This is a genomic window from Pedobacter ghigonis (assembly GCF_903166585.1).
Classification (GTDB): domain Bacteria; phylum Bacteroidota; class Bacteroidia; order Sphingobacteriales; family Sphingobacteriaceae; genus Pedobacter; species Pedobacter ghigonis.
Map to the genome: position 1 here is coordinate 45,925 of NZ_CAESCM010000004.1, position 25,565 is coordinate 71,489.

Sequence of the window (25,565 nt, forward strand, 5' to 3'; positions counted from 1 at the left end):
GAAATTAACTTTTCGCTGCTACTATCATTGAAGATGTGATATGCTTTATATGTTAAAATAGGAACAACTATTAGGTCACATATTTTCATTTATTAGAAGGAGTCTAGGAGATAGTAAAAAAGAAGTGGAATTTAACAATTAACCTGATATAATTTTCCTCCATACTCGGCCTATTTTAGGCGCTCGATAGGAAAATAAAATTGAATTAAAACTACATCGCTATAGTGATCACCAACGATTTTCATGTAATAAAGCTGTTAAGATAGACATCCAGCTTGCAAACGGCTACTTCACAGAAAATAAATGAATACCTATTAAGGAAGAAATTTACTAACCCTAATCCATTTTCAATAGTTATTTGCAAAAAATGAGCTTTTTAGCAAATCGTAATAAATTTGACGCAGCAAGGAAGCTCGTCCACCAAAAAAATAATCCTCAGGTAAATAAATTCACATCGTTCAGAATGCAAAAATGAGTATTGAAAATAGCCAGAGCTATACGAGTGCCAGCAGGCTGCTGTTATTTATAGATGCGAAACTTAGCTAGAATAGCTCGCCAAAATACTATATGTTTACATCGCAGCAACAGAACTCTCCAACTCCCTATACCAATCCTCGCCATACTTACGAATAAGTGGTCCTTTCAGGAAACTGTACACCGGTACCTTAAGCTCGCGGCCAAAAGTACAGGCATCGTGGCAGATGTGCCAGCGATCGTAATTCAGCACATCAAACTCCGGGTATTTCGTAATGCGGATAGGGTATAAGTGGCACGAAATGGGTTTTTGCCAGTCTACCAAACCTTGCTCATAAGCCTTTTCTATAGCACACTTAGTAATGCCACCTTCAAAAAGCACGTAGGCACATTCTTTATTTTTATCTACACAAGGCGTAGTTAAATCGCCATCCTCATCTACTACATACACGCCTTGCTCTTCAATAGCTTTAATCCCCTTTTCGTTTAACAAATGCTTTATCTTTGGGTAAATATCCTCCAAAATCGCCTTCTCGTCATTATCCAAAGGTGCACCCGAATCGCCTTCCACACAACAGATCCCTTTACATTTGCTTAAATTACAAACAAAGTTTTCTTTCAATACATCTTCGTGCACAAGCACTTGTTCTACTTCTATCATCATTACTCTTTTGCTAAAGCATATTTCAGCCCATCGGCCGATTTTAATTCCATCGTTACTGCGCCCACCAATATTTCTACCTGTGCTTTTACCGGCACACGGTTGCCATCATCGGTTACCCAAAGGTACAATCTGCTGTCTTTTTTAAATATCCGGCCCGGCTTAATAGATGGACTAAATTTTAAACAGCGAATATTACCCAGTTTGCTCTTGATGGTTTCTTTACCTATATATTCTACTTCGAGGGCCGAAATCTCATCACCCAAAAAATAGTTTAATTTAAATTTATCGCCAACCTTAATTTTACTGATATCCAGGCTACGGGCAAAATAATAGGCCGATACCAGATCGAAGGTTTGATTGGTTGGGGTACTAAAAGTTCCCCTGTTCGATACTACTTTCTTACCATCCTGGTTAAACCTGGCCTTATCCTGACGGCGGTAACTGGCCTCGCGGATATTTTCCTGGTAGAAGTAAGGTAACAGGTCCGTTTTATCGATATAAGAGTCGTAATGATCTCTTACCTTATAAAAGATATCGAAGGTTCCTGAGGTCTCCGCGTCAACTGTTAGCTTGTAAGTTGGCTTATTATCAAACTTTAAATCAGAATTACTAACCTTTATCGTAGCCTCTGCAGCAGTGATAAAACCATAACGTAATTTATATTTTAAAACTTCTCCCTCCTGAAATACAGGCTCTTTCTTAAGGGGCAGCTCCTGCGCCTGTGCATAAAAACTGCATAACGCAGCCGTGACTATTAAAAACAGTTTTCTCATCGCTTTTGTATTCATTTGTGTGTACTGAAAAGAAGTATAGTCTTTAAAAAAGGGAACACATTCTTTCTTGATGAAGATATACAAAAAGCAAACCAATTTTTAATCTTTTCGTTTATAAACCGGAACGGTAGAACAAGGCTCGCCAAACATAATGCTTTTAACCACGGGCGTTAACAGGTTGGTTACCTCTACATAGGCCGAAACGGGCACTTCTATGTCGCCACAACCTTTTACTACTACACGTTCATTGGCATAATCCTGTGGATTGATTTTAGCCAGTGCTTTCGAAAACAGAATAGCTTCCAAAGTATCCAGTCCGCCAAACACCACTTCGTTGGCATAAGGCTTCATTCTGTTGGCCAGCAGCATGTAGGCCCATGTGGGTACAATAGCATCGGCAGAGCAGATAATGGCTACATTCTTATCCTGATATTGCGCCCAGTCGTGGTTTTTGATAAACTCCCTGAAATCCTTCTCCTTCAGCATCAGCCCATGAAAAAGATTATCCACAATATCATACAGCACTCTTTCGCCTTTATGATAAAAGTCTTCGAGGTTTAAGGTTACCAAACCACTGTTGGCTACTTTATTGATGATGTTTTCCTGAATTTCCATGGCCTTAAATAAAAAAACCGTTCCGATAACTGATCGGAACGGTTACAAAATTACGTATTTTCTAATTAATAGAATTTCACACGATTGTCTTTTATCTGTGCATTATCTTGTAAAGCCTGGAAAGCCGCCCCTAACGAACGCTGACCTAAGCTTAATAACATACCTTCTTTTTGTTTAAACATGTTGGCAATTGGTGCAGGGTTCGTAAATCCATCAACTGAGAATACATACACACCACGCTCACCCTGAACAGGAGCAGACACTTTTCCTGGCTGAGAACCAAATACACTACCAACCAAAGCATTTTCTTGTGCCACACCTGGAATTACCGGGTTAGCAAATACAATGTTCTGTACTGGGCTAACCGGACGAGCTAGCTTCGCACCAACCTGATCGATATTTCCTTTACTAGCATTAGCCAGTTTTTCTTTTAACAATTTAGCTTTAACCGCATTGCGCACCATTGGCTCGATTTCCTTTTTAACATCGGCTAACGATAGGGTACCTTTAGGGCTAACATTGGTTAAACGTGCTACCACATAAGCATTGCTCATGGTATAGATTTCAGGTAACACATCTCCTTTATCAGCTGCGTAAGCATCCTGAATTAATTTACGTGGGTTATCTAAACCTGCGGCGAAACCTTGTGTAGCTGCTACTCTATCAGCAACTGCAAGTTTTAATCCTTTTTGTGTAGCCAGTTTAGCAAAATCGTTTCCTTTTACATCAGCAAGGAAATTACTTGCTGCTTTATAAGCCGCTGCCTGCGTTTTGCTACTCGCAGCTAATGTTTTCTCTACATAAGCCAGTTTAGCAACTTTCGAAGAACCAATTTGTTTTTCGATTTTGATTACATGGTAACCGAACTGAGATTTAACTACTTTAATATCTCCGGTATTGCCATCGAAAGCAGCATTTTCAAATTCTGGCACCATAGTACCACGTGCAAATGTACCCAGCTCACCACCTTTATCTTTCGAACCATCTACACTGTAGTTTTTAGCAAGCTCAGCAAAATTGCCGCCTTTTAAAATTAAGCCTTTTAACGAATCGGCTAATTTACCTGCTTTATCATCACCGCCAACTTTAGCCGGATCGATTAAGATGTGGCTGGCTTTTACCGAATCAGGAGAGAAACGGCTGGCTACAACTTTTACAATTTTATACGAGTTACCTGATAATTTAGGACCATAGAAACTGCCTGCAGGCAATGCAAATACTGCCGAATCAACAGCCGGATCTAATTTACCTTTGGTTAGGTAAGTAAAAGGAACTTTAACATCCGAATTGATAGCTGCAAAAAGCGAATCGTTTTTAGCTACCTGGAAATCAGCAGCAATTTTATCTACCTGCGCTTTAACCGCTAACGAATCGGCTTTGTTAGGGCTGATGCTGAAAGTTACATATTCAAATGCACGGGTTTCAGTTGGATTGTTGAAACGTGCTTTGTTGTTATCATAATATTCAGAATAATCGCCGTCAGTTAATTTAACCGATGCATCCGGAACAGAAGTATAATCTAAACTTACATATTTGAAGTTTGCCAGTTTGTTACGGTTGTTATATTCATCAGTAGCTTCTAACGAAGTTACATAAACCGAATTACGGATTAAGTTAGAATATTTGGTTTGTAAGGCCTGGTTTTTAATCTCCAATTGTAACATATCAGATTGTTGTAAAGCCTGAGGTTCTTTTGATTTTAAGAAGTTCATCAGGGTTACGCGGTCTAATTGTCCGGTTTGAGGATTAGAAAAATATTGTTTAACCAATGGGCTTGGGTTCTGGCCTTGCAATAAATCAAACAGCTCGTCTTCCGAAACAGTTAAACCCAAACGGTCGTACTCTTTTGTTAATAATACTTTAGCCAGTTCTGCATTCCAGGCCTGATCTACAGCCATAGCAGTCATTTGTGCATTTGCACTACCGCCGTATTGTTGTTTCATTTGGTTTACACCCTGATCAACCTTTGGACCGAACTCATCGATACTGATTTCGTTACCATCAATAGATCCGACAACTTTTTGATTTGCAGACCAAAAAGGTTTACCTACGTTAATTGCATCACCTACTAAAAATGCAACAATTGCAAAACCGATTGCAAAGACCAGGATATAGCCTGCACGGTTACGCAAAAATGTCATTAATCCCATATTGTAATTATAAATTTATTTAGTTCTTTTTTAAGAGGGCGCAAGATACAAATTTGCGTTAAAAAAGAAAACACAAAATTTTATTTATCAAACGCTTAATTATAAGGAGGATGTAGGCGCTAAAATGGCTGATGGACGTTGGCGGGATTTGCCTGTAAAACTGACTTCAAAACCACTGTATTTTAATAGAATCAATCCATCATCCCTTTTACCTCTTCCATTTTACATGAAGTCAAAGTGCCACTACTAGTCTATATCCAGCTATAAAGTTCCCTTCGAATTAATTTCACCGGTTCCGGGGCCCATCTCGTAAGTACTGAAATCCTGAGGGGCCTTAAAATCCCTTGCCCTTGTAAAATCACCGTTTACACTCAAAATATCAACAGTTTGATTTGAATAGAAAATCTTCTTCGATTCATCCCAGATCAATTCCTGAGAAGAAAAAGTATCGCCCTTGCTATTTTTTACCACTACATTTTTCCGGAATTCGGTTTTGAGCTCAGTATCTTTCCTGATCGCGTAATCGCATACCAGATTCCCATCAACTGTGCCTTGTGGATTATAAAAATCGATGTTTACGCCTTTAATCATTTCTTGGTAAGAACTCCCGTTAGAAGGTGTAATCTTATCCAGTATTGGCGCATAGCCTTTTGCCTTTACCCTGGCCGAATCGCTGTAAATAATCTCAACCCCGGTAGTACGGTCGCGGGTTAGCGTTATTTTGCCGGCTGAAACTGAATTGGCTTTTTTTAGATCGTCGTCTCCACAGGAAGCCAAAAACAATGGCAACGCCAGAAACAAACCATATAAAAATGTTTTCAATTTCATTAGTCTACGCGGTACTTACGGAACCAGGTATCATTTAAGGTAAAGCCAAGGTGGAAATTAATATACTGTTCTTTAACCAGGTTATTGTTTAAAGTACCTCTTTGTCCAACCTCGGTTGTAAAGTTGATTTTATAAAATGCAGTACCTCCGTTTGCTGATGGTAGCGGGAAACCAAAACCCAACGAAGCGCCCATTTGTTTAATATTCTGATTGTTTACCTGAATATACGTTTTATCGTAATTAAAACCTAAGCGGTAATCAACACGTTTCATGTAACTGTTGTAAGAATAGGCATCAGGAGTCCACTGTCCACCTAATGATGCTCCCCAGCTATCTTGCAAACCCTGGCTAACATTATTAATGGTGGTTTCCGACCATTTGCTCATTCTAAAATCAGCACCAATCATCCATTTATCATTTTGCTGAATAGCGATACCAAAGTTATGTGTTAGCGGTAAGGTCAGGTTAGATTTTCCTTTATCAATACGGCTCAAAGTATCTAAAGCCGGCTGCTCATTTCCATTGGCATCTCTAAGGTAACGGGTTGCAAAAAAGGTTTGGCTCGAGTTTACTTTACCAGAAGTGCTACCCGAATAACCCAGGGTTACTAAGGTTTTCTTACCTACGTTAAAATCATATTGAATACCGTATGAATAAGCTAAACCACCTACACTGTTTTTATTTTGAAGCTTAGCATTATAGGCACCCACAATGGCGTTGCTGTATTCGGTTGAACGCGTAGTTTGCAGGTTACCAAAAATGTATTCCAAGTTGGCACCAACTCTTAAATGATCGCCAAAACGATAGCCATAACCAAAGTACGCTTTCGATAAACCACCTTCACCTTCGTAAACCTGATCAACCGAAGTAGTATCAATTTTAACGGAGTTTCTGTAAGTATAACCCAAATCAGAATAGGGCAAAATACCAAAGCTCAAAGCTGATTTTCTACCTACTGGTGCAGCAAAAGCCAAATGGCTAAAAGTAGAGTTGAAAGTATTCTCGCTTAAATTTCCCCTGCTTAAGTTATTGATACTGGCACTCATACCAATATCGATAGTGGTTAACGAAATACCGGCGTACGATGCAGGGTTCTGCATGTTGATATAGTTAAAACCGCTTACTTTATTTACAGCAGTAGAAATTCCACCCATTGCCCGCAATTGTGGCAACAAAGAGCCTTTTATATTACCAAGCCCATATCTTGAATATGGCGATGATGTAGTAACCTGTGCCTGAGCACTTAAACCACCAACTAAAACGAGTATGGCTGCAATATAATTTATTCTTTTGTACATTTTAATCTGCAATAGCTTCATTTAATCCTTTTAATACCAAGTAGGGATCTTTTATAATTTGAGGCGCAAAGATGCTGTTTTGTAATTGCTTATACAAAAAATTAGCATCGCCACCGGTTATAATTACCTTCAAAGCACTTTCTTTTTTATTATTTAGGGCAATAAAGCCTTCAATTTCATTTATTACTCCTTGTAAAACGCCGTTTTTAATTGCCGATTGTGTATCCGTCCCCTCTGTTATCTCTTCGCGCTCATTCCATTCCACTAAAGGCAGGCGGCCGGTAAATTCGTGTACAGCCCTGAAACGCATATTAATTCCCGGACTGATGCTCCCACCAAAATATGCTTTCGACTGGCTTAAAACATCATAGGTGATGCATGTGCCCGCATCTACAATTAAACTGGCACCTGCCGGAAATAATCCATTTGCACCCAAAACAGCTGCCCATCTGTCTAATCCCAAAGTCGCAGGCGTTTTATATTTGTTCTGCACGCCATTCGTTAATAAGGCCGAAAAACGCGTATATTCAGTATGCTTCTTTAAAAACCCTTCAAGCTGGCTAATTTCCTGATTAACACTGCTTATAATTGATTTATTGGGTGAAAATTTTTCTATCAGCTGAGCCAGATCAATAATCCCAAGTTTATTAAAACGCTGATGGTGAACGATTTCTTTATTTGAAAAAACAGCTACTTTAGCAGCAGAATTTCCAATATCAATGCTTAACGTGCGCATTTAAAATTTCCTTTTATCAAATTATACCTTAGAAATTCCGAAGATCCCAATTCTATCCATCAAATTAAAACTAAAAAAGCTTTAACGCTAAAATCATGCACAAAGCTATTAATCTTTGTCAAGTTTCACTCCGGTTATTTGTTAAAAAAGGTTAAACAAACAGAAAGTACTGCACCGAAAGCACGAACAAAAGAAACAAAGTTTCGTAAAACCAACGCTTTTTGGCATTGCTAAAATAGTATGCTAACAGTACTGCACCCGGCGGCACGCAAAGCAGAAAATGCCAGGTACGGAAATTGGGTTTGAGGTAAAAACTGACAATAGCCACAATAAACATGAAAAAAAGCAATTGAAAACTCTTCCGCGTACTGATAAAACTCCTGAAGAAATTTTCGCGCAGCTGTAATGATGCAAGGATAATGATAATAGCTACTGGAATAAGAACCAAATAATCATTATAGTTGATTTTAAACACCGATGGAAACTTATTACCCAATGGTTTCCAGATCTGGTAAAAAGAACTCAAATTATCTTTCCAGTAATAAAACACGGCCAGGAAAAAGAATACAGTAATAAAACCGATTAACCCGGCTACCCACTCGCGCCAATTAAATGACCTGAAAAGCATTAAGGCTAAAAAAATCATGAGCAGCATGCCCATAAAAGGAAAATAAACCAGGGTACCAATGGCAATGATCATCCCGATATCGAAAACAGTAGTAATAGAATTGGCGCTTTTTCCGAGTTTTAAAAACTTATCGATAATCCAGATGAGCAGGAAATTACAAATCAGCGCCGGATTTAAAGTCATAAAGGGCATAAACAAACTCGTTCCGGTTACCAGCATTAAACCAGGCAAAAAGCTCGGTTTCCCCAACAGGTTATGATTGTTTACCACCCGGTTAAAGATCAGAGCCTGTATATAAACCAAAACCGCCGCAATAAAAATATTGGTCTGTGCAGTAAAGGCATTATCGAGATCTACATTGATCAATAAGCGGGCAAAAGGCTCCAGGAAATCGAAGTTTAACTGCGATGGTGTTTCATAAAAGATAGCCATACGCATAAAAAATGTGTACGCCAGCAAAAATATGAGGTTAACTGGATTTAGCTTTCTAAACTGATTAATCATGCCTTTTTAACGATTAGGCAAAGTAAAGAAAATAATTTAACACCAGAGCAGAAAGCTGAAAGACTAAATTTACCTAAACTCGAAAGGCTAAACCCTCGCGTATTTTTTCACCATATCGTCGATAATTTTCGCAGTTTCGTCAGGGAAATCAAATTCGTGCTTTTGAGGGTTTTCGACCCAGTTTTTGATAATGGGTAACCAGTTGCGTGTGCTTCCCCAGATCACGGGCAAACCAAATTGCTTTAAAGCGTAAGCATTACATTGCTGCTCAAACTGGAAACGCATGGGAGCAACCAGCAGCTTTTTCTTTAAATAAAGTGCTTCAGCTGGTCCTTCAAAACCGCCTCCGGTAAACAGCCCTTCGCAGGTAGCCAAGCTTTTATTGAATTTCTCGTTGTTTACAGGCTCTACAAAAACATTGCCTTCCTGATAAGCTACCTTACTGTGTTTAGAAAAAACTTCCCATTTCACATTCGGGATTTGGGTAAAAAGCTTTACCAAACGTTTATCATCAATAGCCGGAAGGTACACGGTGTAATGACCTAAATTTACACTTTCCAAGTTTCTGATTTCGGCCCTGATTACCGGCGTATGGATAAAAGTATCGTAACGATCGAAATGGAAACCAATATGATATTTAGTAGGGGCGTAACGGCTTAAAATCAGCTTACCCCAGTCTAATGTTTTAGGTCGTGGTACTTTTTTCGATTTAAACGCTGCCTGATGGCTTAGAGAAACACATTCAATACCCTGCAGTTTACAGGCCCAGGCGCTTACCGGTTCAAAATCATTAATAATCAGGTTATAATCTTTCAGGGGAAGCTGTTTCATATCTTTTCTAAAACGGAAAAGATTCATGTTTAACCAGGTTTTATAATGATCTACACCACCTTTCTTGCCAAAAATAAAGCTAAAACCGTGCAACTGGTATTTTACCGGTTGACTGAGTTTAACATCGGCCTGTGTGCCACTCACTAAAATATCCAGTTCACCATATTTTTGAAGCAATGGAATAATTTCCCTGGCCCTGCTAATATGTCCGTTACCGGTTCCCTGTATCGCGTAAAGTATCTTCATTTGTGCCCGAATATCTAAAATTATTGGGCAATTTCATATTTTATATTCTGTAAAAGAATATTTATGTCCAGTTTACTCTTTAAATCTTCGGCATCAGACAGCAGTCCTTCATCCAGTTCATCTTTGGTAAAATGCTGGTGTTCATATTTAAAAATCGTCCAGTTTTGGTTTTCATATTCTAAAGCGGTTAAACTTTCCACCCAATCGCCACTGTTTAAATAAGTAACACTTCCTTCATCGGTAGCAATTTCCCTTTTTTCGGCCTGGTGGATATGCCCGCAAACCACATATTGATAGCCCTTTTCAATTGCCAGCTCGGCCGCTGTTTGCTCGAAACTATTGATGAATTTAACTGCATCTTTAAATTTCGCCTTTACTTTTTTAGAGAAACTCATCTTCTCCCTCCCGAAAGCCGTAAGCACCCAGTTCACAAAACTATTGATCAAAATTAAGGTATCGTAACCCACAGCCCCCAGTTTGGCCAGCCATTTAGAATGTTGCATCGTTACATCAAAAACATCTCCATGAAAAAACCAGGCTTTTCTGCCATCAAGCTCTAAAATCAATTTATTCTGCAGATGGAAGGTACCCATTTCCATGCCATCGAACTTGCGCAGCATTTCATCGTGGTTGCCGGTTAAATAATGCACCTGCACCCCCTCCGAAACGAATTTCATCAGCTTGCGGATGACTTTCATATGCGATTCGGGCCAGTAACTTTTGCTGAACTGCCAGATATCAATGATATCGCCATTTAAAATCAATGTTTTGGGTTTAATGCTTTTAAGATACTTCAAAAGCTCTTTAGCATGGCAGCCATAGGTGCCCAAATGCACGTCGGAGATTACGACTACATCGACATTTCTTTTATCCATAAACGGGAAATTTTAGGGGGAAGAATCTTATTACCGCCCGGTGTAGGCAGTTCCTGCATAATTTAGATTTGTTACCACTCTTCTTCCTCATCGAGTTTTACCTCAAAAGGGCTAAAGAAATAAAGTACAACAATTAACAAACACACGGCAAAGAAAGACTCTAACATATCATCTGATTTTACAACACAAAGATAAGACGCTGTTTATCAAACAAATGTTACGACATTGTTAAATTATTATTCAATCTGATAATGTATGTTAAAAGAGGTGAATGGTATAAACCGGTTAATTGTAAAACGGCCTATTTGGCAAGATTGATAAAAATAAAAGCCCCATAAGATCTGAATCCTATGGGGCTTGCATATCAAAGCGCAACTTAAGCTTTAACCTTAACTGCTTTCTTTTTTTTCTTTTCTTCGTTGTAAAAACCAAAACCCAATCCGGCCAACAACAGGATTGAGCCTGCCAGCGAGATTTTCTCACCTGCATAATAGGCTGTTGGGTGGAAAATGAATTCAAGTTTGTGATTACCTGCTTCCAGCTGAGCTGCACGCAAAACATAATCAGCTCTGAAATAAGGTTTTTCAACACCGTCGATATACATTTTCCAGCCTTCTTTGTAGTAAATCTCTGAGAAAACTGCAATTACATCTTTGGCAGAAGAATATTCGTAGGTTAAATGATCGGGATTGTAAGTAGTTAAACGAATAAAACCTTCCTGACCAGTACCTAAACGTTTGGTATCAATTAAATCCTTATAGCTTTCATCTACAATGGCTTCTTTTTTAGCATCAAAACTACTGATGGCTTTCATTTCTTCATCAGCATTTTTAGCAAACTGTACACTTTGTACAAACCAGGCATTACCGGCAGCGGTTGCATTACGCTGCATTTTATACGATCCGTTTTGAGGATCTTGTGTAATGATGTATTTGGTATTTAACATATCCAGCACATCCTGGTTGATGCTTTTGGTCATTTGATTCTGAATCAATTCATCATAACGCTTCAACTTAGCAGCATGGTACCCCCCAATTGTTTTATGATAATTTGATGTGCTGGCATCACTAAAAGTATTTATCGAAGCATCAAACACTCTAAAATTTGGATCCTTATCTGCGGCGATAAAATTATCCACATCTCTTGGTTTGAAGAAATCTGAAGCCGTTTTTTTAAATTCGAAATTCTGATTATTTAAATACCTGCGATCTACTTGCCACATGTCAATCAGCACTGCCAGCGCTAACAAACCTAAAGCAAACTGTGTATTTAATTTTTTAGTTATTAGCGCCCAAATAATTCCAAATCCGATAATTACAAAGAAAAACGAACGCAAAGCATCTGCGCGCCCTATAGCAATTCTATCCTCAACCAATCCATTTGCAATTTTGTGGGCGATAGAAGCATTGTTTTGTAAAGTCTGAGTTAAAGCTTCAACAATTTGGTTATGATTTGAAGCCTTAAAACTAAAAAACAATGTAGGTACAATTGCTACAATTAGAGCAAAACCACCTGTGATTCCAGCAGACCAGGTTAATTTTTTAATCAACACCTTTTGATCTGTATTTCCCTCCTGCACCTCTTTAACGGCTAAAACCGCTAAAATTGGAACCATTAATCCAACAACGGCCAAAATAGACTCAACTGCACGGAACTTATTGTACAGTGGGAAATAATCAAAAAACAAGTTACTAACAAAAGGAAGGTGACGGCCGAATGAAAGCAAGATAAATAATGTAGTTGTCGCTAATATCCACCATTTTAATTGACTCCGAACAATGAATAATCCAAAAACAAACAGGAAACAGATAATAGCACCAAAATAATATCCACCTTGCGTGAAAGGTTTTTCGCCCCAATACTGTTGCATATTTAATTGTCCACCCAATTGTTGAATGGCTTGTGAAGTTTGAGTTGGATCACCACCAGTGATTTCAGCAACTGCTTTATACATATTGCCTTCTGGTTTTACCAGTTCCTCTACACCAGACGGTCCTCCATATAAATCAGGAATCAAAAATGTAAAGCTTTCTCCAACCCCCTGACTCCACTGGTAAGCATATTCTTTCGACATCCCGCTCTCTTTTTCTGTGGATGCAGTCTCTGTTGAGGTTAAATTAGATTTACCACGATTTGTTTCTTTGGCATATTCTGCTGTCGACCATAGTAAACTTGCATTGATCATTATCGCGATTACTATAGAAAAAGCAAGAAACCCAAATGACTTTAAGAGATTCGAAACAGTCTTATTTTTAACGGCCTGATAGATTTCGATAACAACAAAAATAAATATAGCCAACATCAGATAATAAGTCATCTGAACGTGGTTTGTTCTTATTTCGAGGGCTAAAAACAATGCGGTTAAACTTGCTCCATACCAATATTTTCCCCTAAGGGTTAATAATATACTTGCTATTATGGGCGCAAAAAAGCCAATTGCAAGCGCCTTGCTGCTATGCCCGCTGGCAATTAAAACAAAATTATACATTGTGAATGTAAAGGCTATTGCACCCGCAGCTGCCAGCCAGGGATTGACTTTTAGTACAATGAATAAGAAATAAGCGCCAAAAAGCAATAAAAGAACCGTTCCAGTAGGGTTTGGTAGCGCTTTAGTAATTAAAGCAATTCCATAAGTTGCACCGTTATAAGCATAGGGTACCCAAATTTGATAGGCGGGCATACCGCCAAACATCTGGTTAGTCCAAAGTGGTGCCTTACCATCTTTTTCTTTAAATTCCATAATTTCCTTTTGCATAGCTTGTGATTGAATCACATCGCTCTGCGCAGGAGCTTTACCTACCAAAACAGGACTGAAGTAGGCAAATGTAATGACTACAAAAAATGCAATAATGGCCAGGTGTATGCCATTTTTATTAAACCAGTTATTCATTAAGGTTTGTTTAAGTTTAAACGAACGTCAAAAATAAAAAAATGGGCGGTATAAAAAAGTAATAAATTAAATGCAACGCAATAAAAACTAGATTTGTAGAAGAGAATAAAAATTCAATCTATTTAAAGATGAGAAAGTTTGCTGTTACAATCGCATTACTGAGTCTGGCTTTAACTGCTTTTTCGCAAGTGGTTAGCCTAAATACCAATGAAATTAAAAAACTTAAAGCCCAGCTTAAAAACAACTCAGAAACTCAAAAATTATATGCAGGCTTCGCAAAAAATGCATTAAATTACCTCGAAGAGCAGCCTAATGCTGTTGATACCATCCGCACTGAAGGTTTATTAAAAGGTAATCCTAAAAAAGAACGTACGCGGCAGGCACTGGCCGATATGAACAAAATGTTTGCACTGGCTTTGCAGTACCGTTTAAGTGATGATGAAAAATATCTCCACAAATGTGTAGAGTTTCTTGAAGCCTGGGCAAAAACAAACCAGCCCAACGGCGATCCAATTGATGACACCAACCTGGATAAAGCCATAGAAGCTTACGACCTGATTAAGGCTGATATCAATCCTGCAGCTAAAAACACAATTAAAAAGTGGCTTGCTGAAACTGCACTAACTGAAATTAACAGCAAGCGGATGAAAGCGGGAAGGGCCACCGCCATTAACAACTGGAATGCCCACCGCTTAAAAGTAGTTGGCGAAATTGGCTACGCATTAAACAACCTTGATTTTATTAACTGGACTATCGATAACCTCAAAAGCCACATTAACATTAATTTATATGCCGATGGCACCAGCCTGGATTTTAAAGAACGTGATGCCATGCATTACCACATTTACGATTTGGAGCCTATGTTAAGGTTGGCGATCATGATTGACCATGCAAAAGGAATCAATTTTTATAGCTACGAATCGCCCAGGGGTTCATCGATTCAAAAGTCAGTCAATTGGTTAATCCCATACATTAAAGGCGAAAAACAGCACGAAGAATATGTAAATACCACTGTAAAGTTCGACCGGGACCGGGCGAAAAATAATGAAGCAGGATTTGCCCCAGGAACCATGTTTAAACCAGAGCTGGCATTACCCGTATTAAAATTAGCCGTCTATTTTGACCCTGGCTTAGTCGAGGTGCTCCAATCAGTTAATGGTAAAGAAAAAAGCTGGTCGGGTATTTTAGATCAATTGCAACAGGATAGTAACAAAATTCAGAACAAATAAACTTTCAATAATTTTTGAAAGTTTAATAAAATATTTTATATTTGTTTATGGAATTAGCAGCAGCAAAATTAAAGTTTATAGAAGCCTGGGGCAAACTTGGCTCAGAATGGGGCATTAACCGTACCATGGCACAGGTTCATGCTTTACTGTTAATTTCTGCAGAAGCACTTACCACTGAAGAGATTATGGAAACGCTGAGTATCTCTCGGGGAAATGCCAACATGACCCTCCGCGATTTGATTGGCTGGGGATTAATTGAAAAACAACACAAAGCCGGTGAGCGTAAAGAGTACTTCTTTGCCGATAAAGACGTGTGGAACATTGCACGCCAAGTAGCTAAAGAACGCAAAAAAAGAGAACTTGAACCTGTTTTAAAGGTATTAAACGAGCTCTCGAACGTTGAAGGCGATGATAAAGACCCTGAGTTTAAGACTTTCAAAAAATCGATTAGCGATATAAACAAATTGGCTGGCAATGTTGATAAAACCCTCGAAACCATGCTTAAAGCAGAAGAAAACTGGTTCTGGGGATCAATATTGAAAGTGTTTAAGTAAATAGGAGAATAGTAAGGTATCGAGTAGGAAGCAAAGAATAAGAACTAAGTAGTAAGTATCAAAAAAAAGCTAAGCTAGTGTATTAAACCTGGCTTTATTTTTTAACCACATGTTTCAATATTTATTGAAAATACTAAAATTTAAATAAAATGAAAACACTTCAAAATCATGTTATCCTGTTCGATGATGAATGCCCCATGTGTTATGCCTATACCAAAACATTTATCAAAACCGGTATGCTCGATAAAAATGGGCGTGAAGCTTATCAAAACATGCCCGCAAATATTTGCCCGCTGGTTGATCGTCGGCGGGCAGCCAATGAAATTGCACTGGTAAATACCCTAACAGGCGAGGTAACTTATGGCATACAAAGCTTGTTTAAAATTATTGGCCATGCCTTACCTATCTTCAAAACGCTTTTTTCATTTGGGTCCTTTGTTTATTTCATGCAAAAATTTTATGCTTTTATATCTTACAACAGAAAAGTTATCATTCCTGTAAGACCCAAAACGAATGCAATTCAGCCAGATTTCAAAATACAATACCGCCTGATTTATTTACTTTTTACCTGGCTGGTTACGGCTTATATTTTAACGGCTTATGCTCATCTGCTAACCCGCTTTGTACCCTTGGGTACTAGCTATAGGGAATATTTGATTTGTGGTGGACAGATGTTATTTCAAGGCATAATTATCCTTATTTACCGAAAAGATAAACTCTGGGATTACCTCGGTAACATGATGACCATCTCTTTCGCCGGAGCAATCTTGCTTTTACCCGTACTTACAGCTGCTCATTACTTTCATCTCGATCCTATTTTATTTATTCTCTATTTTTTAATCGTAGCAGGGCTCATGTTGCTGGAGCATTTGCGCCGAAGCAAAATTTTAAACCTCGGCTGGGCCATGAGTATTAGCTGGGTACTTTATCGTTTAATTGTTTTAATACTAATCCTATTATTTTAAAATCATGAAGTTTAGAAAAATTGTCCTGGCAGGTGGAAACGGCTATTTGGGTGGCGTACTGGCCAAACATTTCAGTCCAATAACCGATGAAATTATTATCCTTTCGAGGAAAGCACAACCCAAAAACGGCAATATTGAAACTGTGGTTTGGGATGGAAAAACAACAAACGAGTGGACTAAAGCACTCAACAATGCCGACCTGCTTGTAAATCTCTGCGGTAAAAACGTAAACTGCAGGTACACCACCAAAAACAGGAAAGAAATTATTCAATCAAGACTACAACCTACGGCTTTGTTGGGAAAGGTTCTACAGAAAATGGATAACCCACCTAAACTCTGGATCAATGTTACTTCTGCTACGATATATCGCCATGCCGAAGACCGGTATCAGGATGAAATAAACGGAGAAATCGGTACAGGTTTTTCTGTCGAGGTATGTAAAGCCTGGGAAAGCAGCTTTTTTGAGAATAATACCTCGCATACCCGGAAAATTGCTTTAAGAATGGGCATAGTACTCGGTAAAAAAGATGGTGCCTTTCCACGGCTCCTAAATCTTGCAAAAGCAGGTATGGGCGGCAAGCAGGGCAATGGCGAGCAATATGTAAGCTGGGTGCACGAGCAGGATGCTGCCCTCAGTATCCAATGGTTGCTCGAACAGGAAAAAATTAGCGGGGTTATTAACTGTACGGCTCCTGAACCGGTTAAAAATTACCTGCTAATGTCCGCCATCCGAAAAACCTGTGGAATAACCTTTGGTTTTCCAGCACCCGCATGGTTCCTGGCAATAGGTGCTAAAATTATAGGCACTGAGACTGAACTGATTTTAAAAAGCAGGTGGGTTAAACCTACAATCTTGTTAAATACCGGATTTGAGTTTAAATACCCAAGCATTGAATGTGCGGTTGAAGCTATTTTAAAATAAGTTTTTGCATGCATAACCGAATCCATTAAAAATCTCAAAACAGACGTGATGCCCACCTTATTGTTAAAAACAAGAATTTATGCACCAGTAGAAAAGTGCTTCGATTTAGCCAGAAATTTAGACCTGCACATGGAGTCGATGAAAGGTACTAAAGAAAAAGTGATAGCTGGAAAATTGAGTGGTTTAATCGGACTTGGCGAGAACGTTACCTGGCAGGCCAGGCATTTTGGGTTAAGTTTTAAGATGACAAACAAAATTACGGCAATGAAACCTCCGTTTTATTTTGTTGATGAAATGCTAAGCGGACCTTTTAAAAAACTGCACCATCAGCACCATTTTACTTTAACAAATGCATATACCGAAATGACGGATATTTTTGCATTCCAATCGCCCGTGGGTTTACTTGGTCGTTTGGTCGATCTGTTATTTTTGAAGCGTTATATGTGTAAATTACTAATTGCCCGAAATCAAGTCATAAAGTTAGCAGCAGAACTCCCTTAAAACAAAAAACCCTGAACAAGTTCAGGGCTAGAATTATTTTACTTCTTCGTAATCGACAAAATCGCCGAGTTTATCTGTTTTACTCTGATCGGGCCGTGGCGGCATATAATCTATTGAAATAGAACCTTCGGGTTTAGATCTTCTTTGTTGCTGCTGACCTGTGGCCTGACTTTGCATCTTGCTTGCCAGGTTATTAAACAGCATAGGTAGTATCAACCTGATCAACATTCTGATCAGCCAGAGCACCAATATTGTTATGAAAATGAATTTTATTAATGTCATGTTAATAATTTACGCTTATTACAAATATAGACGACACAAAATTTATTTTGTTACTTTTTAGGTCTTTAATTGCAATTTGATTACAAATATAATACGTATAAAGCGCTATAAAGGTTTTAGGGAGATTTTAATCACCTTGTCTTTACCAGGCAATTTATCTTCAACTGATACAACTTTTACACCTGCTACAATATCGTTAACGATAAAGAAATCAGGGCGGCTAGGCAATTCTTTTGCATCCACAAATACAGGCCAATTCCAGTTCTTCTTTCTAATCCTGAAGTTTTTAAACAAATCCTTCAAACTCCATAACTTCAAATCCTTTTTTAGATCTATTAAGATTACCCCGTTTTGTCCCCTACTTCCATATACCGCTGTGGCAGAGGCATCTTTTAGCACATTTATAGCCAGGACGCTGGAAGGACGGATGTAATCTGTTATTGCCGCACTATCAACAACGACACCATTCACCACATACAAGGGAGACTTGCTTATTGGAATTGAAACCCTGCAAATCATAACTATCTTCCGATCGGCAACAGGACTAATAGTTGCCTTCGTATTAATAGATTCCTGGGCAAATGCAGTAGTAGTTAATGCAAAAATTAAAAAGCAAAAATAAAGGTGTTTCATTAATCTTCTACAATTTCAGCAACGCGGCCTACCTGGCCATCTTCGAGCCGAACTTTTATTCCCCTGGAGTGGAATGCGGATGAAGTAAGCAGATCTTTTACTACGCCGTAGGTAATGTTTCCCGATCTTTGATCTTTCTTCAAAATAATTCCGACTTCTAATCCCGGATAAATATCTTTTCTGTTCTGCCCGTCCATTGTGCTGTATTGTGATGATGAATGAAACACCAAAATTCCACAATAATTTTGAATATCTATGGTAATTTACTGAAATCTATTTCTGGTTGCTTACCAACAGTGGTTCTGTTCAACACTTTTCTTGGCGAGGTATAATCATTAAAAAAACCGCCGTTTTTGAGATAAAAAGATCCTTTGTTAATTCCACCCTGATAATCCATCCTGTAACCCTTCATGCCTGTATTATCGGTCGTAAACCTGGCCGATTTCAACTCCGTCCAAACGCCTTTATCATCGCATATCCATTGGTTATTAAACAGTACTTTCCTGGATAGATCTCCTTGAACCGGCGAAAAATTTTCTAAAAAGGAATGGAAACGTTTTAAATAAGTTTTGGTTTGTGGTCTGGTAAAGCTGGCTATCAATTGCCATTTATTGGTTTCAGGGGCAAAAAAGTAAGCGGTATAAGTGGTTAGGCTATCTCTTCCCGGAACACCATGTAGTAAAAACTTATAGGTGTTTCCAGCTTTCCACATGTAATTTAAATAGCTCTGTCCGCCTGCTCCTTCATTGCCAAATTCGCCGGTATGTACATTCTCGCCTTTCTTTAACATTTTAATTTTGTGCGATTCAGGAATGCTTTTAGGATCGTCGGTATTGAAAGGACTCCAAACCGAAAACAGGATATGTCTTTCGGTAGGACTGTTAACCTGCATCCCAAAATAACCTTCGCCAAAGCCGTTAGCCATAAAATAAGAGCCCAGAATATCTTCGCCTTTGGGCACGGTAACTTCGTTGTAGTACCATTCGGCATTTACATTTTCGGGTTGCAGGTAGTTCAAATGAACAGATGGCCCACGACGGCCCCAATGAAAGAAATTGCCTTCATTATTTTTAACATAGGCTGTTTTACCTTCAACAGCCGATCCGCTGATTGCTAAATTTGCCAGAGATGGAAATTTGCTACCACTTTTGCTTAAGCCTTTAATGGTGAGGGCAACGTAGCCTGTATCTTTAACCGTCCACTCGCCAATTTTGCCATCCAAAGTCTTACTTTCATCAAAGTTTACTTCTTTCGGTTGATTGTTAATTGAAAACGATAAGGTTGACTGCCCTTCAACAACTGGTTTTTCATTTACAGAAACGATTACTGTACCCGGTTTAGCCACTCTAAAATATGCTGTAAAATACTCTTTCGAATTTGACCAGTTTACAATTCCCCTATTTGACAGTGTTCTCTCAGAATCCTGATGTAATGAGCTGTAAGCATTACCACCAAGCGGAAGTGTAATAATTCCCTGGTTTTGGGCATAACCATCCAGCCCGATAGCGCTGAGCACGATCAGCGTTACTAGTTTTAAAGATTTCATTTAATGATTTTTAGATAACTTATTGAATTGCAATTCTAATTGAAATTATCTAAAAATCACTTATTAAAACCAAAACGTTACTTAGCGAATTTCTCGTTAAACATTTTCTCCAAAGCAAACATTTCGTCACGCAATTTTGCGGCTTGTAAAAAGTCCATTTCTTTGGCTGCCTTCTGCATATCTTTACGGGTATTATCAATGGCACGCTGCAATTCTCCCTTGCCCATGTACTGCACAATCGGATCGGCAGCAATACTGATTTCAGCATTTTCGACATAGGCTCTGGCTTTATTATCACTTGCCTTTTGCGAGAAATCGAGTACGGAAGTCTGTTCTAAAATTGCTTCACGCGATTTGCCAACTGTCTTCGGTGTAATACCATGCTCCAAATTATAAGCAATCTGTTTTTCCCGGCGGCGGTTGGTTTCATCAATGGTTTTCTCCATACTGTCAGTCATCCCGTCAGCATACATAATAACCCGGCCTCTATCATTACGTGCTGCACGGCCAATGGTTTGAATTAATGATTTTTCTGAACGTAAAAAACCTTCCTTATCGGCATCCAAAATGGCAACAAGTGTTACTTCAGGTAAATCCAAACCTTCACGCAACAGGTTAATCCCTACCAAAACATCGAATTCGCCCAATCGCAGGCCACGAAGGATCTCTACCCGCTCTAATGTCTTAATTTCAGAGTGGATATACCGCGTTTTTATATTCAAACGATCAAGATATTTGGTTAACTCTTCGGCCATACGCTTGGTTAAAGTTGTGACCAAAATCCGTCCGCCATCTTTAATGGTCAGGTCTATCTCATCCAGTAAATCATCAACCTGGTTAATGGCAGGCCTGATTTCGATAATTGGATCCAACAAGCCCGTTGGCCTGATTACCTGCTCAATTACTACCCCTTCTGATTTTTCCAGTTCATATTCGGCCGGTGTGGCACTTACGTAGATCGTTTGTGGAGCAAGTGCTTCAAATTCGTTAAAATTTAAAGGCCTGTTATCCAGCGCAGCCGGCAAACGGAAACCATATTCAACCAACGAGAGCTTACGCGACCTATCGCCACCATACATGGCCCTGATTTGTGGTACTGTAACGTGACTTTCATCAATTACCATTAAATAATCATCCGGAAAGTAATCTAACAAACAGAAAGGGCGCATGCCCGGCTGCCTGCCATCGAAGAAACGCGAATAATTTTCAATACCTGAGCAATAGCCCAGTTCTTTCATCATTTCGATATCAAAATTGGTTCGTTCTTCTAAACGTTTGGCCTCGAGTAAATGCCTGTCGGCTATTAATTGGTTTTTTCTAATCTCGAGCTCCTCCTGAATGCCCCAGATAGAAGAATTGAAACGATCTTTAGGCGTTACGAAAAGATTGGCCGGATAAACTGCCATGTCTTCTAATTTTTCTAAAGTTTTACCAGAAACCGGATCAATAGTAGAAAGCTCTTCAATATCATCGCCAAAAAACGAAATGCGGTAAGCGTGATCGAGGTAAGCAGGATAAATATCTACCGTATCGCCCTTAACCCGGAATGTTCCGCGTTTAAAATCGGTTGTGGTACGGGAGTATAAAATTTCTACCAGACTGTGCAAAAAGGCATTCCGCGAAATTCTTAATCCAACTCCAAAACGGAAAACCATTTTAGAAAAATCCTCGGGATTACCCATACCATAAATACACGAGATGGACGATACCACGATGATGTCGCGCCTGCCACTCATTAAAGATGATGTGGTGCGCAAGCGCAGCTTTTCAATCTCTTCGTTAATGCTCAGGTCTTTTTCGATATAAGTGTTGCTCGAAGCGATAAAAGCCTCTGGCTGATAATAATCGTAGTAAGAAACAAAGTAATTGACAGAATTTTCAGGAAAAAAATTCTTGAATTCGCCATAAAGCTGTGCCGCCAGTGTTTTATTGTGGCTTAAAATTAATGTTGGCTTTTGGGTTTGCTCAATTACGTTTGCTACCGTAAAAGTTTTGCCTGATCCGGTTACGCCGAGTAAAGTTTGATAATGCTCGTTGGCGTTTACACCATCAACCAGTTGTTTGATGGCATTGGGTTGATCTCCGGTAGGTTGATATTCTGAGGTGATTTTAAATTTCATTGGTAACCAAATTTACTGAAATTTTATGATGCTAAACAATTTAGCACGCTTTATTCAACCATCGAAAAGTAATTTTGTGTGGAGGAATTGGAAAAACAAAAAAGTAAAATTCAAAAAGCAAAGAAAACAGCGCTTACATAATTATGTAATTTCAAAATGAAAGCTATGTAATTTCAAAATAGAAACTATGTAAATTCAAAATAAAAACTAAACCAACTGTTAAGCAAAAATCCCCATTGAATTTCTTCAATGGGGATTTGACAGAAAACGTCAGCTGTAAACGATTTATTTACTTGCAGCTTGCTGCATTGGGTTCTTCCCAACCGACTGGCCTCTAACCGCACCACCGGTTTTTGCTTTGTAAACTTTAAATTTACTTTCTTTCGCTTTACCGCCCCAGCCATTGTTACTGGTATCGATATCAGCTGTTTCGCGTAATGGATCGACTAAAATAGAAGCCACCTCTTTATCTTTTACGTAAAACTTAGAAGTTTTCAATTCGTTGTGTCTCCAAATCTGCGCCGGAATACGGTCAATTTCTTTGGTGCCATCTTTATAGGTAAACTCAACAATGATTGGCATAACCAAACCGCCTTTATTGCTAAAACTTAGCTCGTAAAGGAATTTATTTTCATATTTATCCTGATCGGCTGATGAGACTACTTCAACCGGGATAGTACCTTCCATTTTGGTTACAACAGTGGTATCGATGCTCACCATTCCACGGTCATATTTATAGTAGAAATCCTGAGCTGCAGTATTTTTATCTACATAGAAATTGATTTTCTTGTCTTCGCGGTTTCTGATTTTCGAAATATCTTCAAAGGCATTTACAGCTGGTTTATCAATCTTAATCATTCTCGATCTTGCTGCAGGCACTTCTTTCGGGAAATCGGCTTTCGCAAATTTCACACTGTCCAAAGCAATATCGCATGGGTCGGTTCCGTAAAACCAGCCTCTCCAAAACCAATCTAAATCTTCGCCACTGGCATCTTCCATGGTACGGAAAAGATCTGCAGGCTCGGGGTGTTTAAAGGCCCATCTTCTGGCATATTCTTTAAATGCATAGTCAAATAGTTCTCTGCCCATAATCGTTTCGCGAAGAATATTTAAACCAGTTGCAGGTTTTGAATAGGCATTCGGACCAAAACGGGCAATATTTTCTGAATTGGTCATAATTGGTTCCAACTCATCCTTTGGCAGCTTCATGTAATCAACAATCGTGTAGGCCGGTCCTTTTTTACTCGGAAATTTATTGTCCCAAAGCTCTTCGGTTAAATACTCAACAAAAGAATTTAAACCTTCGTCCATCCATGTCCATTGACGCTCATCACTATTTACAATCATAGGGAAAAAGTTGTGCCCAACTTCGTGAATAATTACACCCAGCATACCGTTTTTGGTACTTTCGCTGTAAGTTCCATCTGCATCTGTACGGCCATAATTGAAACAGATCATCGGATACTCCATTCCATTAGCTGCCTCAATACTTTGTGCAACCGGGTACGGATAAGGAATCGTAAAATCAGAATAAGTTTTAATGGTATGGGCTACAGCACGGGTAGAAAATTTGCTATATAAGTTATAGGCTTCCTTCCCATAAAAGCTCATACACATTACCGTATTGTTATTGGCCTGTATTTTTTGAGGCATGGCATCCCAGATAAACTTACGTGAAGAAGTCCAGGCGAAATCGCGCACATTGTTGGCGTTGAAAACCCAGGTCTTTTTGGCTGTCGATTTCTTAGCTTCGGCAGCCTTAGCCTCAGCTAAAGTCTGGATTTCAACCGGAGCGGCAGCAGTTTTGGCTGCATTATATCTGCTTAACTGTGTTGGATTTAAAACCGCACTGTAGTTAATACATTCGCCTGTTGAACCTACAAGGTGATCAGCCGGAACTGTCATTTGCACTTTAAAATCGCCGAAAGTCAGGGCAAATTCGCCTCTGCCTGTAAACTGGTGGTTTTGCCATCCCTGGAAATCGCTGTATACGCATAGACGCGGGTACCATTGCGTCATGGTAAACAAATAATTCCCGTCAGCCGGGAAAAACTCGTAACCTCCACGGCCGCCTACCGCCATACGGTCGGTAATTTTATAATTCCAATCAATGTTGAAGATCAATTTCTGTCCGGTTCTTAGCGCAACAGGTAAATCAACACGCATCATGGTTTTGTTAACGGTATATTTTAAATTCTTACCAGTAGCATCAGTTAATTTAGTAATGTTGATGCCGTTACCATTATTGCCTTTTGCACTCAGCTGATCTAAACTTTGTGTGGTGCCGAAAGCAGGCATTTTAGTTGCATCCTGGTAATTGGCATTTTTATCGGTGCTGTGTTCGTTTTCATCGAGTTGTAACCAGATATAGGTTAACGGATCGGGCGAATTATTGGTATAAGTTACCGTTTCTGACCCTGTGAGTAATAGATTTTTCTCATCCAATTCACATTTGATGTTATAATCGGCACGTTGCTGCCAATATTTAACTCCCGGTGCGCCACTTGCAGTACGCTGCTCATTTGGGGTTGGTAAAATGGTACCCAATTGCTCAAATTTATTACCGTGGTTACTACCAGGATTATTCTGGGTATTTTGGGCAAAAGCTAAGCTACCAGAAAAAAGTAGCAGGCCTGTTAAAGTAAACAGTTTATTCATTATGATGTTAGTTAAAAAGGAATTCGTTCTAAAGCCATCTTTAAAGCCAGGCTAAATACGGCTGCTGATATAAATAAAACCCAGCTCAATCGCTTGATGCGGGTATAGTTAAAAATTAAAAAGGTAATGAGTAACACAATCATCACCACAAAAATCTGTCCTGCCTCCAGGCCAACGTTAAAGCCAAATAACCCCCAACCTATATTTTGGTCTTTGGCCAGCATCATCCTTATTGAGTTGGCAAAGCCCATCCCATGTATTAAACCAAAACCCAGGGCCAGGGAATAGTTAATTTTGACCGATTTCAATGAAAAGTTCTTCCTGAACATATTACTGACAGCGGTAATTACAATGGTACAAGGGATTAAAAATTCTACCCACTTACTATCGAACCTGATGTAATCTAAAACACTTAAAAGCAAAGTTAGCGAATGACCAATGGTGAAAGCAGTAACCAGTATGAGCACTTGTTTCAGGTTTGTATAGCTGTAAATAGCAACAAGCGCCAAAACAAAAAGCTGATGATCCAAAGCATCAATACTGATAATGTGTTCCCAACCCAGTTTAAAATAAAAGATAAAATCTTGTAACGGCATGAATAGTAAGCTAACTATCTCAATTAAAAATAGTTTATAAAGACTAA

General features: G+C 39.0%; 23 protein-coding genes. 5 read left to right on the top strand and 18 right to left on the bottom strand.

The features are described from left to right. Positions 1–571: 571 nt before the first annotated feature. The 11 genes from HWV58_RS07880 to HWV58_RS07930 form a co-directional block, all read right to left on the bottom strand. Positions 572–1,135, bottom strand: a complete 564-nt coding sequence (locus HWV58_RS07880) for a DUF3109 family protein (protein WP_175633800.1) — start codon at positions 1,133–1,135, stop codon at positions 572–574. Between the two features lie 2 nt (positions 1,136–1,137). Beyond that, complete coding sequence (locus HWV58_RS07885) at positions 1,138–1,911, bottom strand: DUF3108 domain-containing protein (RefSeq protein WP_175633580.1); 774 nt, start codon at positions 1,909–1,911, stop codon at positions 1,138–1,140. 99 nt (positions 1,912–2,010) lie between these two features. Beyond that, positions 2,011–2,526 (bottom strand): DUF2480 family protein, encoded by a 516-nt coding sequence (locus tag HWV58_RS07890; protein WP_175633581.1) that lies wholly within the window; start codon positions 2,524–2,526, stop codon positions 2,011–2,013. A gap of 65 nt (positions 2,527–2,591) precedes the next feature. Continuing rightward, positions 2,592–4,676, bottom strand: coding sequence for a peptidylprolyl isomerase (locus tag HWV58_RS07895; RefSeq protein ID WP_175633582.1), 2,085 nt, complete (start codon positions 4,674–4,676; stop codon positions 2,592–2,594). A 261-nt stretch (positions 4,677–4,937) separates the two neighbouring features. After that, positions 4,938–5,504: a hypothetical protein gene (locus HWV58_RS07900; RefSeq protein WP_175633583.1), complete on the bottom strand. Its 567-nt coding sequence runs from the start codon at positions 5,502–5,504 to the stop codon at positions 4,938–4,940. Beyond that, the gene (locus HWV58_RS07905; protein WP_235972679.1) at positions 5,504–6,802 is read right to left on the bottom strand and encodes an OmpP1/FadL family transporter; all 1,299 of its coding nucleotides are present in this window, start codon (positions 6,800–6,802) and stop codon (positions 5,504–5,506) included. Before HWV58_RS07905 ends, HWV58_RS07900 begins: the two co-directional genes overlap by 1 nt. A gap of 1 nt (position 6,803) precedes the next feature. After that, complete coding sequence (locus HWV58_RS07910; protein ID WP_175633585.1) at positions 6,804–7,538, bottom strand: type III pantothenate kinase; 735 nt, start codon at positions 7,536–7,538, stop codon at positions 6,804–6,806. A 151-nt stretch (positions 7,539–7,689) separates the two neighbouring features. Further along, complete coding sequence (locus HWV58_RS07915) at positions 7,690–8,670, bottom strand: DUF6427 family protein (RefSeq protein ID WP_175633586.1); 981 nt, start codon at positions 8,668–8,670, stop codon at positions 7,690–7,692. Between the two features lie 87 nt (positions 8,671–8,757). After that, on the bottom strand, positions 8,758–9,747 hold the full coding sequence (locus HWV58_RS07920) for a glycosyltransferase family protein (protein WP_175633587.1): 990 nt from the start codon (positions 9,745–9,747) through the stop codon (positions 8,758–8,760). 20 nt (positions 9,748–9,767) lie between these two features. After that, entirely contained in the window at positions 9,768–10,622 is an 855-nt protein-coding gene (locus tag HWV58_RS07925) for a UDP-2,3-diacylglucosamine diphosphatase (protein ID WP_175633588.1), read from the bottom strand. 376 nt (positions 10,623–10,998) lie between these two features. After that, positions 10,999–13,512 (bottom strand): YfhO family protein, encoded by a 2,514-nt coding sequence (locus HWV58_RS07930; RefSeq protein ID WP_175633589.1) that lies wholly within the window; start codon positions 13,510–13,512, stop codon positions 10,999–11,001. Between the two features lie 128 nt (positions 13,513–13,640). Between HWV58_RS07930 and HWV58_RS07935 the strand changes: the two genes are divergently transcribed. The 5 genes from HWV58_RS07935 (at position 13,641) to HWV58_RS07955 (ending at position 17,683) form a co-directional block, all read left to right on the top strand. Continuing rightward, complete coding sequence (locus tag HWV58_RS07935) at positions 13,641–14,741, top strand: alginate lyase family protein (protein ID WP_175633590.1); 1,101 nt, start codon at positions 13,641–13,643, stop codon at positions 14,739–14,741. A gap of 47 nt (positions 14,742–14,788) precedes the next feature. After that, entirely contained in the window at positions 14,789–15,295 is a 507-nt protein-coding gene (locus HWV58_RS07940) for a GbsR/MarR family transcriptional regulator (protein ID WP_175633591.1), read from the top strand. A gap of 149 nt (positions 15,296–15,444) precedes the next feature. Continuing rightward, positions 15,445–16,260 (top strand): DUF393 domain-containing protein, encoded by an 816-nt coding sequence (locus HWV58_RS07945; RefSeq protein ID WP_175633592.1) that lies wholly within the window; start codon positions 15,445–15,447, stop codon positions 16,258–16,260. Between the two features lie 4 nt (positions 16,261–16,264). Next, on the top strand, positions 16,265–17,182 hold the full coding sequence (locus tag HWV58_RS07950; protein WP_175633593.1) for a TIGR01777 family oxidoreductase: 918 nt from the start codon (positions 16,265–16,267) through the stop codon (positions 17,180–17,182). Between the two features lie 48 nt (positions 17,183–17,230). Beyond that, positions 17,231–17,683: an SRPBCC family protein gene (locus HWV58_RS07955; protein ID WP_175633594.1), complete on the top strand. Its 453-nt coding sequence runs from the start codon at positions 17,231–17,233 to the stop codon at positions 17,681–17,683. 33 nt (positions 17,684–17,716) lie between these two features. Here HWV58_RS07955 and HWV58_RS07960 read toward each other — a convergent pair whose 3' ends face one another. The 7 genes from HWV58_RS07960 to HWV58_RS07990 form a co-directional block, all read right to left on the bottom strand. Further along, on the bottom strand, positions 17,717–17,965 hold the full coding sequence (locus HWV58_RS07960; protein ID WP_175633595.1) for a DUF4834 family protein: 249 nt from the start codon (positions 17,963–17,965) through the stop codon (positions 17,717–17,719). Between the two features lie 105 nt (positions 17,966–18,070). Further along, positions 18,071–18,598, bottom strand: a complete 528-nt coding sequence (locus HWV58_RS07965; protein ID WP_175633596.1) for a hypothetical protein — start codon at positions 18,596–18,598, stop codon at positions 18,071–18,073. Beyond that, positions 18,598–18,795: a YwbE family protein gene (locus HWV58_RS07970; protein WP_090497912.1), complete on the bottom strand. Its 198-nt coding sequence runs from the start codon at positions 18,793–18,795 to the stop codon at positions 18,598–18,600. The genes HWV58_RS07965 and HWV58_RS07970 overlap by 1 nt, the downstream gene beginning before the upstream one ends. Before the next feature lie 56 nt (positions 18,796–18,851). After that, entirely contained in the window at positions 18,852–20,144 is a 1,293-nt protein-coding gene (locus HWV58_RS07975; RefSeq protein WP_175633597.1) for a DUF3472 domain-containing protein, read from the bottom strand. 77 nt (positions 20,145–20,221) lie between these two features. After that, positions 20,222–22,264, bottom strand: a complete 2,043-nt coding sequence (uvrB, locus tag HWV58_RS07980; RefSeq protein ID WP_175633598.1) for an excinuclease ABC subunit UvrB — start codon at positions 22,262–22,264, stop codon at positions 20,222–20,224. Between the two features lie 285 nt (positions 22,265–22,549). Beyond that, a complete protein-coding gene (locus tag HWV58_RS07985) occupies positions 22,550–24,922 on the bottom strand; it encodes a M1 family metallopeptidase (protein WP_175633599.1) in 2,373 nt (790 codons plus the stop codon). 11 nt (positions 24,923–24,933) lie between these two features. Next, positions 24,934–25,518 (bottom strand): HupE/UreJ family protein, encoded by a 585-nt coding sequence (locus tag HWV58_RS07990; protein ID WP_175633600.1) that lies wholly within the window; start codon positions 25,516–25,518, stop codon positions 24,934–24,936. Positions 25,519–25,565 lie beyond the last annotated feature (47 nt).

Coding starts and splice junctions, on each gene's coding strand:
- HWV58_RS07880 (WP_175633800.1), bottom strand. CDS start 1,135: ATGATAGAAGTAGAACAAGTGCTTGTGCACGAAGATGTATTGAAAGAA.
- HWV58_RS07885 (WP_175633580.1), bottom strand. CDS start 1,911: ATGAGAAAACTGTTTTTAATAGTCACGGCTGCGTTATGCAGTTTTTAT.
- HWV58_RS07890 (WP_175633581.1), bottom strand. CDS start 2,526: ATGGAAATTCAGGAAAACATCATCAATAAAGTAGCCAACAGTGGTTTG.
- HWV58_RS07895 (WP_175633582.1), bottom strand. CDS start 4,676: ATGGGATTAATGACATTTTTGCGTAACCGTGCAGGCTATATCCTGGTC.
- HWV58_RS07900 (WP_175633583.1), bottom strand. CDS start 5,504: ATGAAATTGAAAACATTTTTATATGGTTTGTTTCTGGCGTTGCCATTG.
- HWV58_RS07905 (WP_235972679.1), bottom strand. CDS start 6,802: ATGTACAAAAGAATAAATTATATTGCAGCCATACTCGTTTTAGTTGGT.
- HWV58_RS07910 (WP_175633585.1), bottom strand. CDS start 7,538: ATGCGCACGTTAAGCATTGATATTGGAAATTCTGCTGCTAAAGTAGCT.
- HWV58_RS07915 (WP_175633586.1), bottom strand. CDS start 8,670: ATGATTAATCAGTTTAGAAAGCTAAATCCAGTTAACCTCATATTTTTG.
- HWV58_RS07920 (WP_175633587.1), bottom strand. CDS start 9,747: ATGAAGATACTTTACGCGATACAGGGAACCGGTAACGGACATATTAGC.
- HWV58_RS07925 (WP_175633588.1), bottom strand. CDS start 10,622: ATGGATAAAAGAAATGTCGATGTAGTCGTAATCTCCGACGTGCATTTG.
- HWV58_RS07930 (WP_175633589.1), bottom strand. CDS start 13,512: ATGAATAACTGGTTTAATAAAAATGGCATACACCTGGCCATTATTGCA.
- HWV58_RS07935 (WP_175633590.1), top strand. CDS start 13,641: ATGAGAAAGTTTGCTGTTACAATCGCATTACTGAGTCTGGCTTTAACT.
- HWV58_RS07940 (WP_175633591.1), top strand. CDS start 14,789: ATGGAATTAGCAGCAGCAAAATTAAAGTTTATAGAAGCCTGGGGCAAA.
- HWV58_RS07945 (WP_175633592.1), top strand. CDS start 15,445: ATGAAAACACTTCAAAATCATGTTATCCTGTTCGATGATGAATGCCCC.
- HWV58_RS07950 (WP_175633593.1), top strand. CDS start 16,265: ATGAAGTTTAGAAAAATTGTCCTGGCAGGTGGAAACGGCTATTTGGGT.
- HWV58_RS07955 (WP_175633594.1), top strand. CDS start 17,231: ATGCCCACCTTATTGTTAAAAACAAGAATTTATGCACCAGTAGAAAAG.
- HWV58_RS07960 (WP_175633595.1), bottom strand. CDS start 17,965: ATGACATTAATAAAATTCATTTTCATAACAATATTGGTGCTCTGGCTG.
- HWV58_RS07965 (WP_175633596.1), bottom strand. CDS start 18,598: ATGAAACACCTTTATTTTTGCTTTTTAATTTTTGCATTAACTACTACT.
- HWV58_RS07970 (WP_090497912.1), bottom strand. CDS start 18,795: ATGGACGGGCAGAACAGAAAAGATATTTATCCGGGATTAGAAGTCGGA.
- HWV58_RS07975 (WP_175633597.1), bottom strand. CDS start 20,144: ATGAAATCTTTAAAACTAGTAACGCTGATCGTGCTCAGCGCTATCGGG.
- uvrB (WP_175633598.1), bottom strand. CDS start 22,264: ATGAAATTTAAAATCACCTCAGAATATCAACCTACCGGAGATCAACCC.
- HWV58_RS07985 (WP_175633599.1), bottom strand. CDS start 24,922: ATGAATAAACTGTTTACTTTAACAGGCCTGCTACTTTTTTCTGGTAGC.
- HWV58_RS07990 (WP_175633600.1), bottom strand. CDS start 25,518: ATGCCGTTACAAGATTTTATCTTTTATTTTAAACTGGGTTGGGAACAC.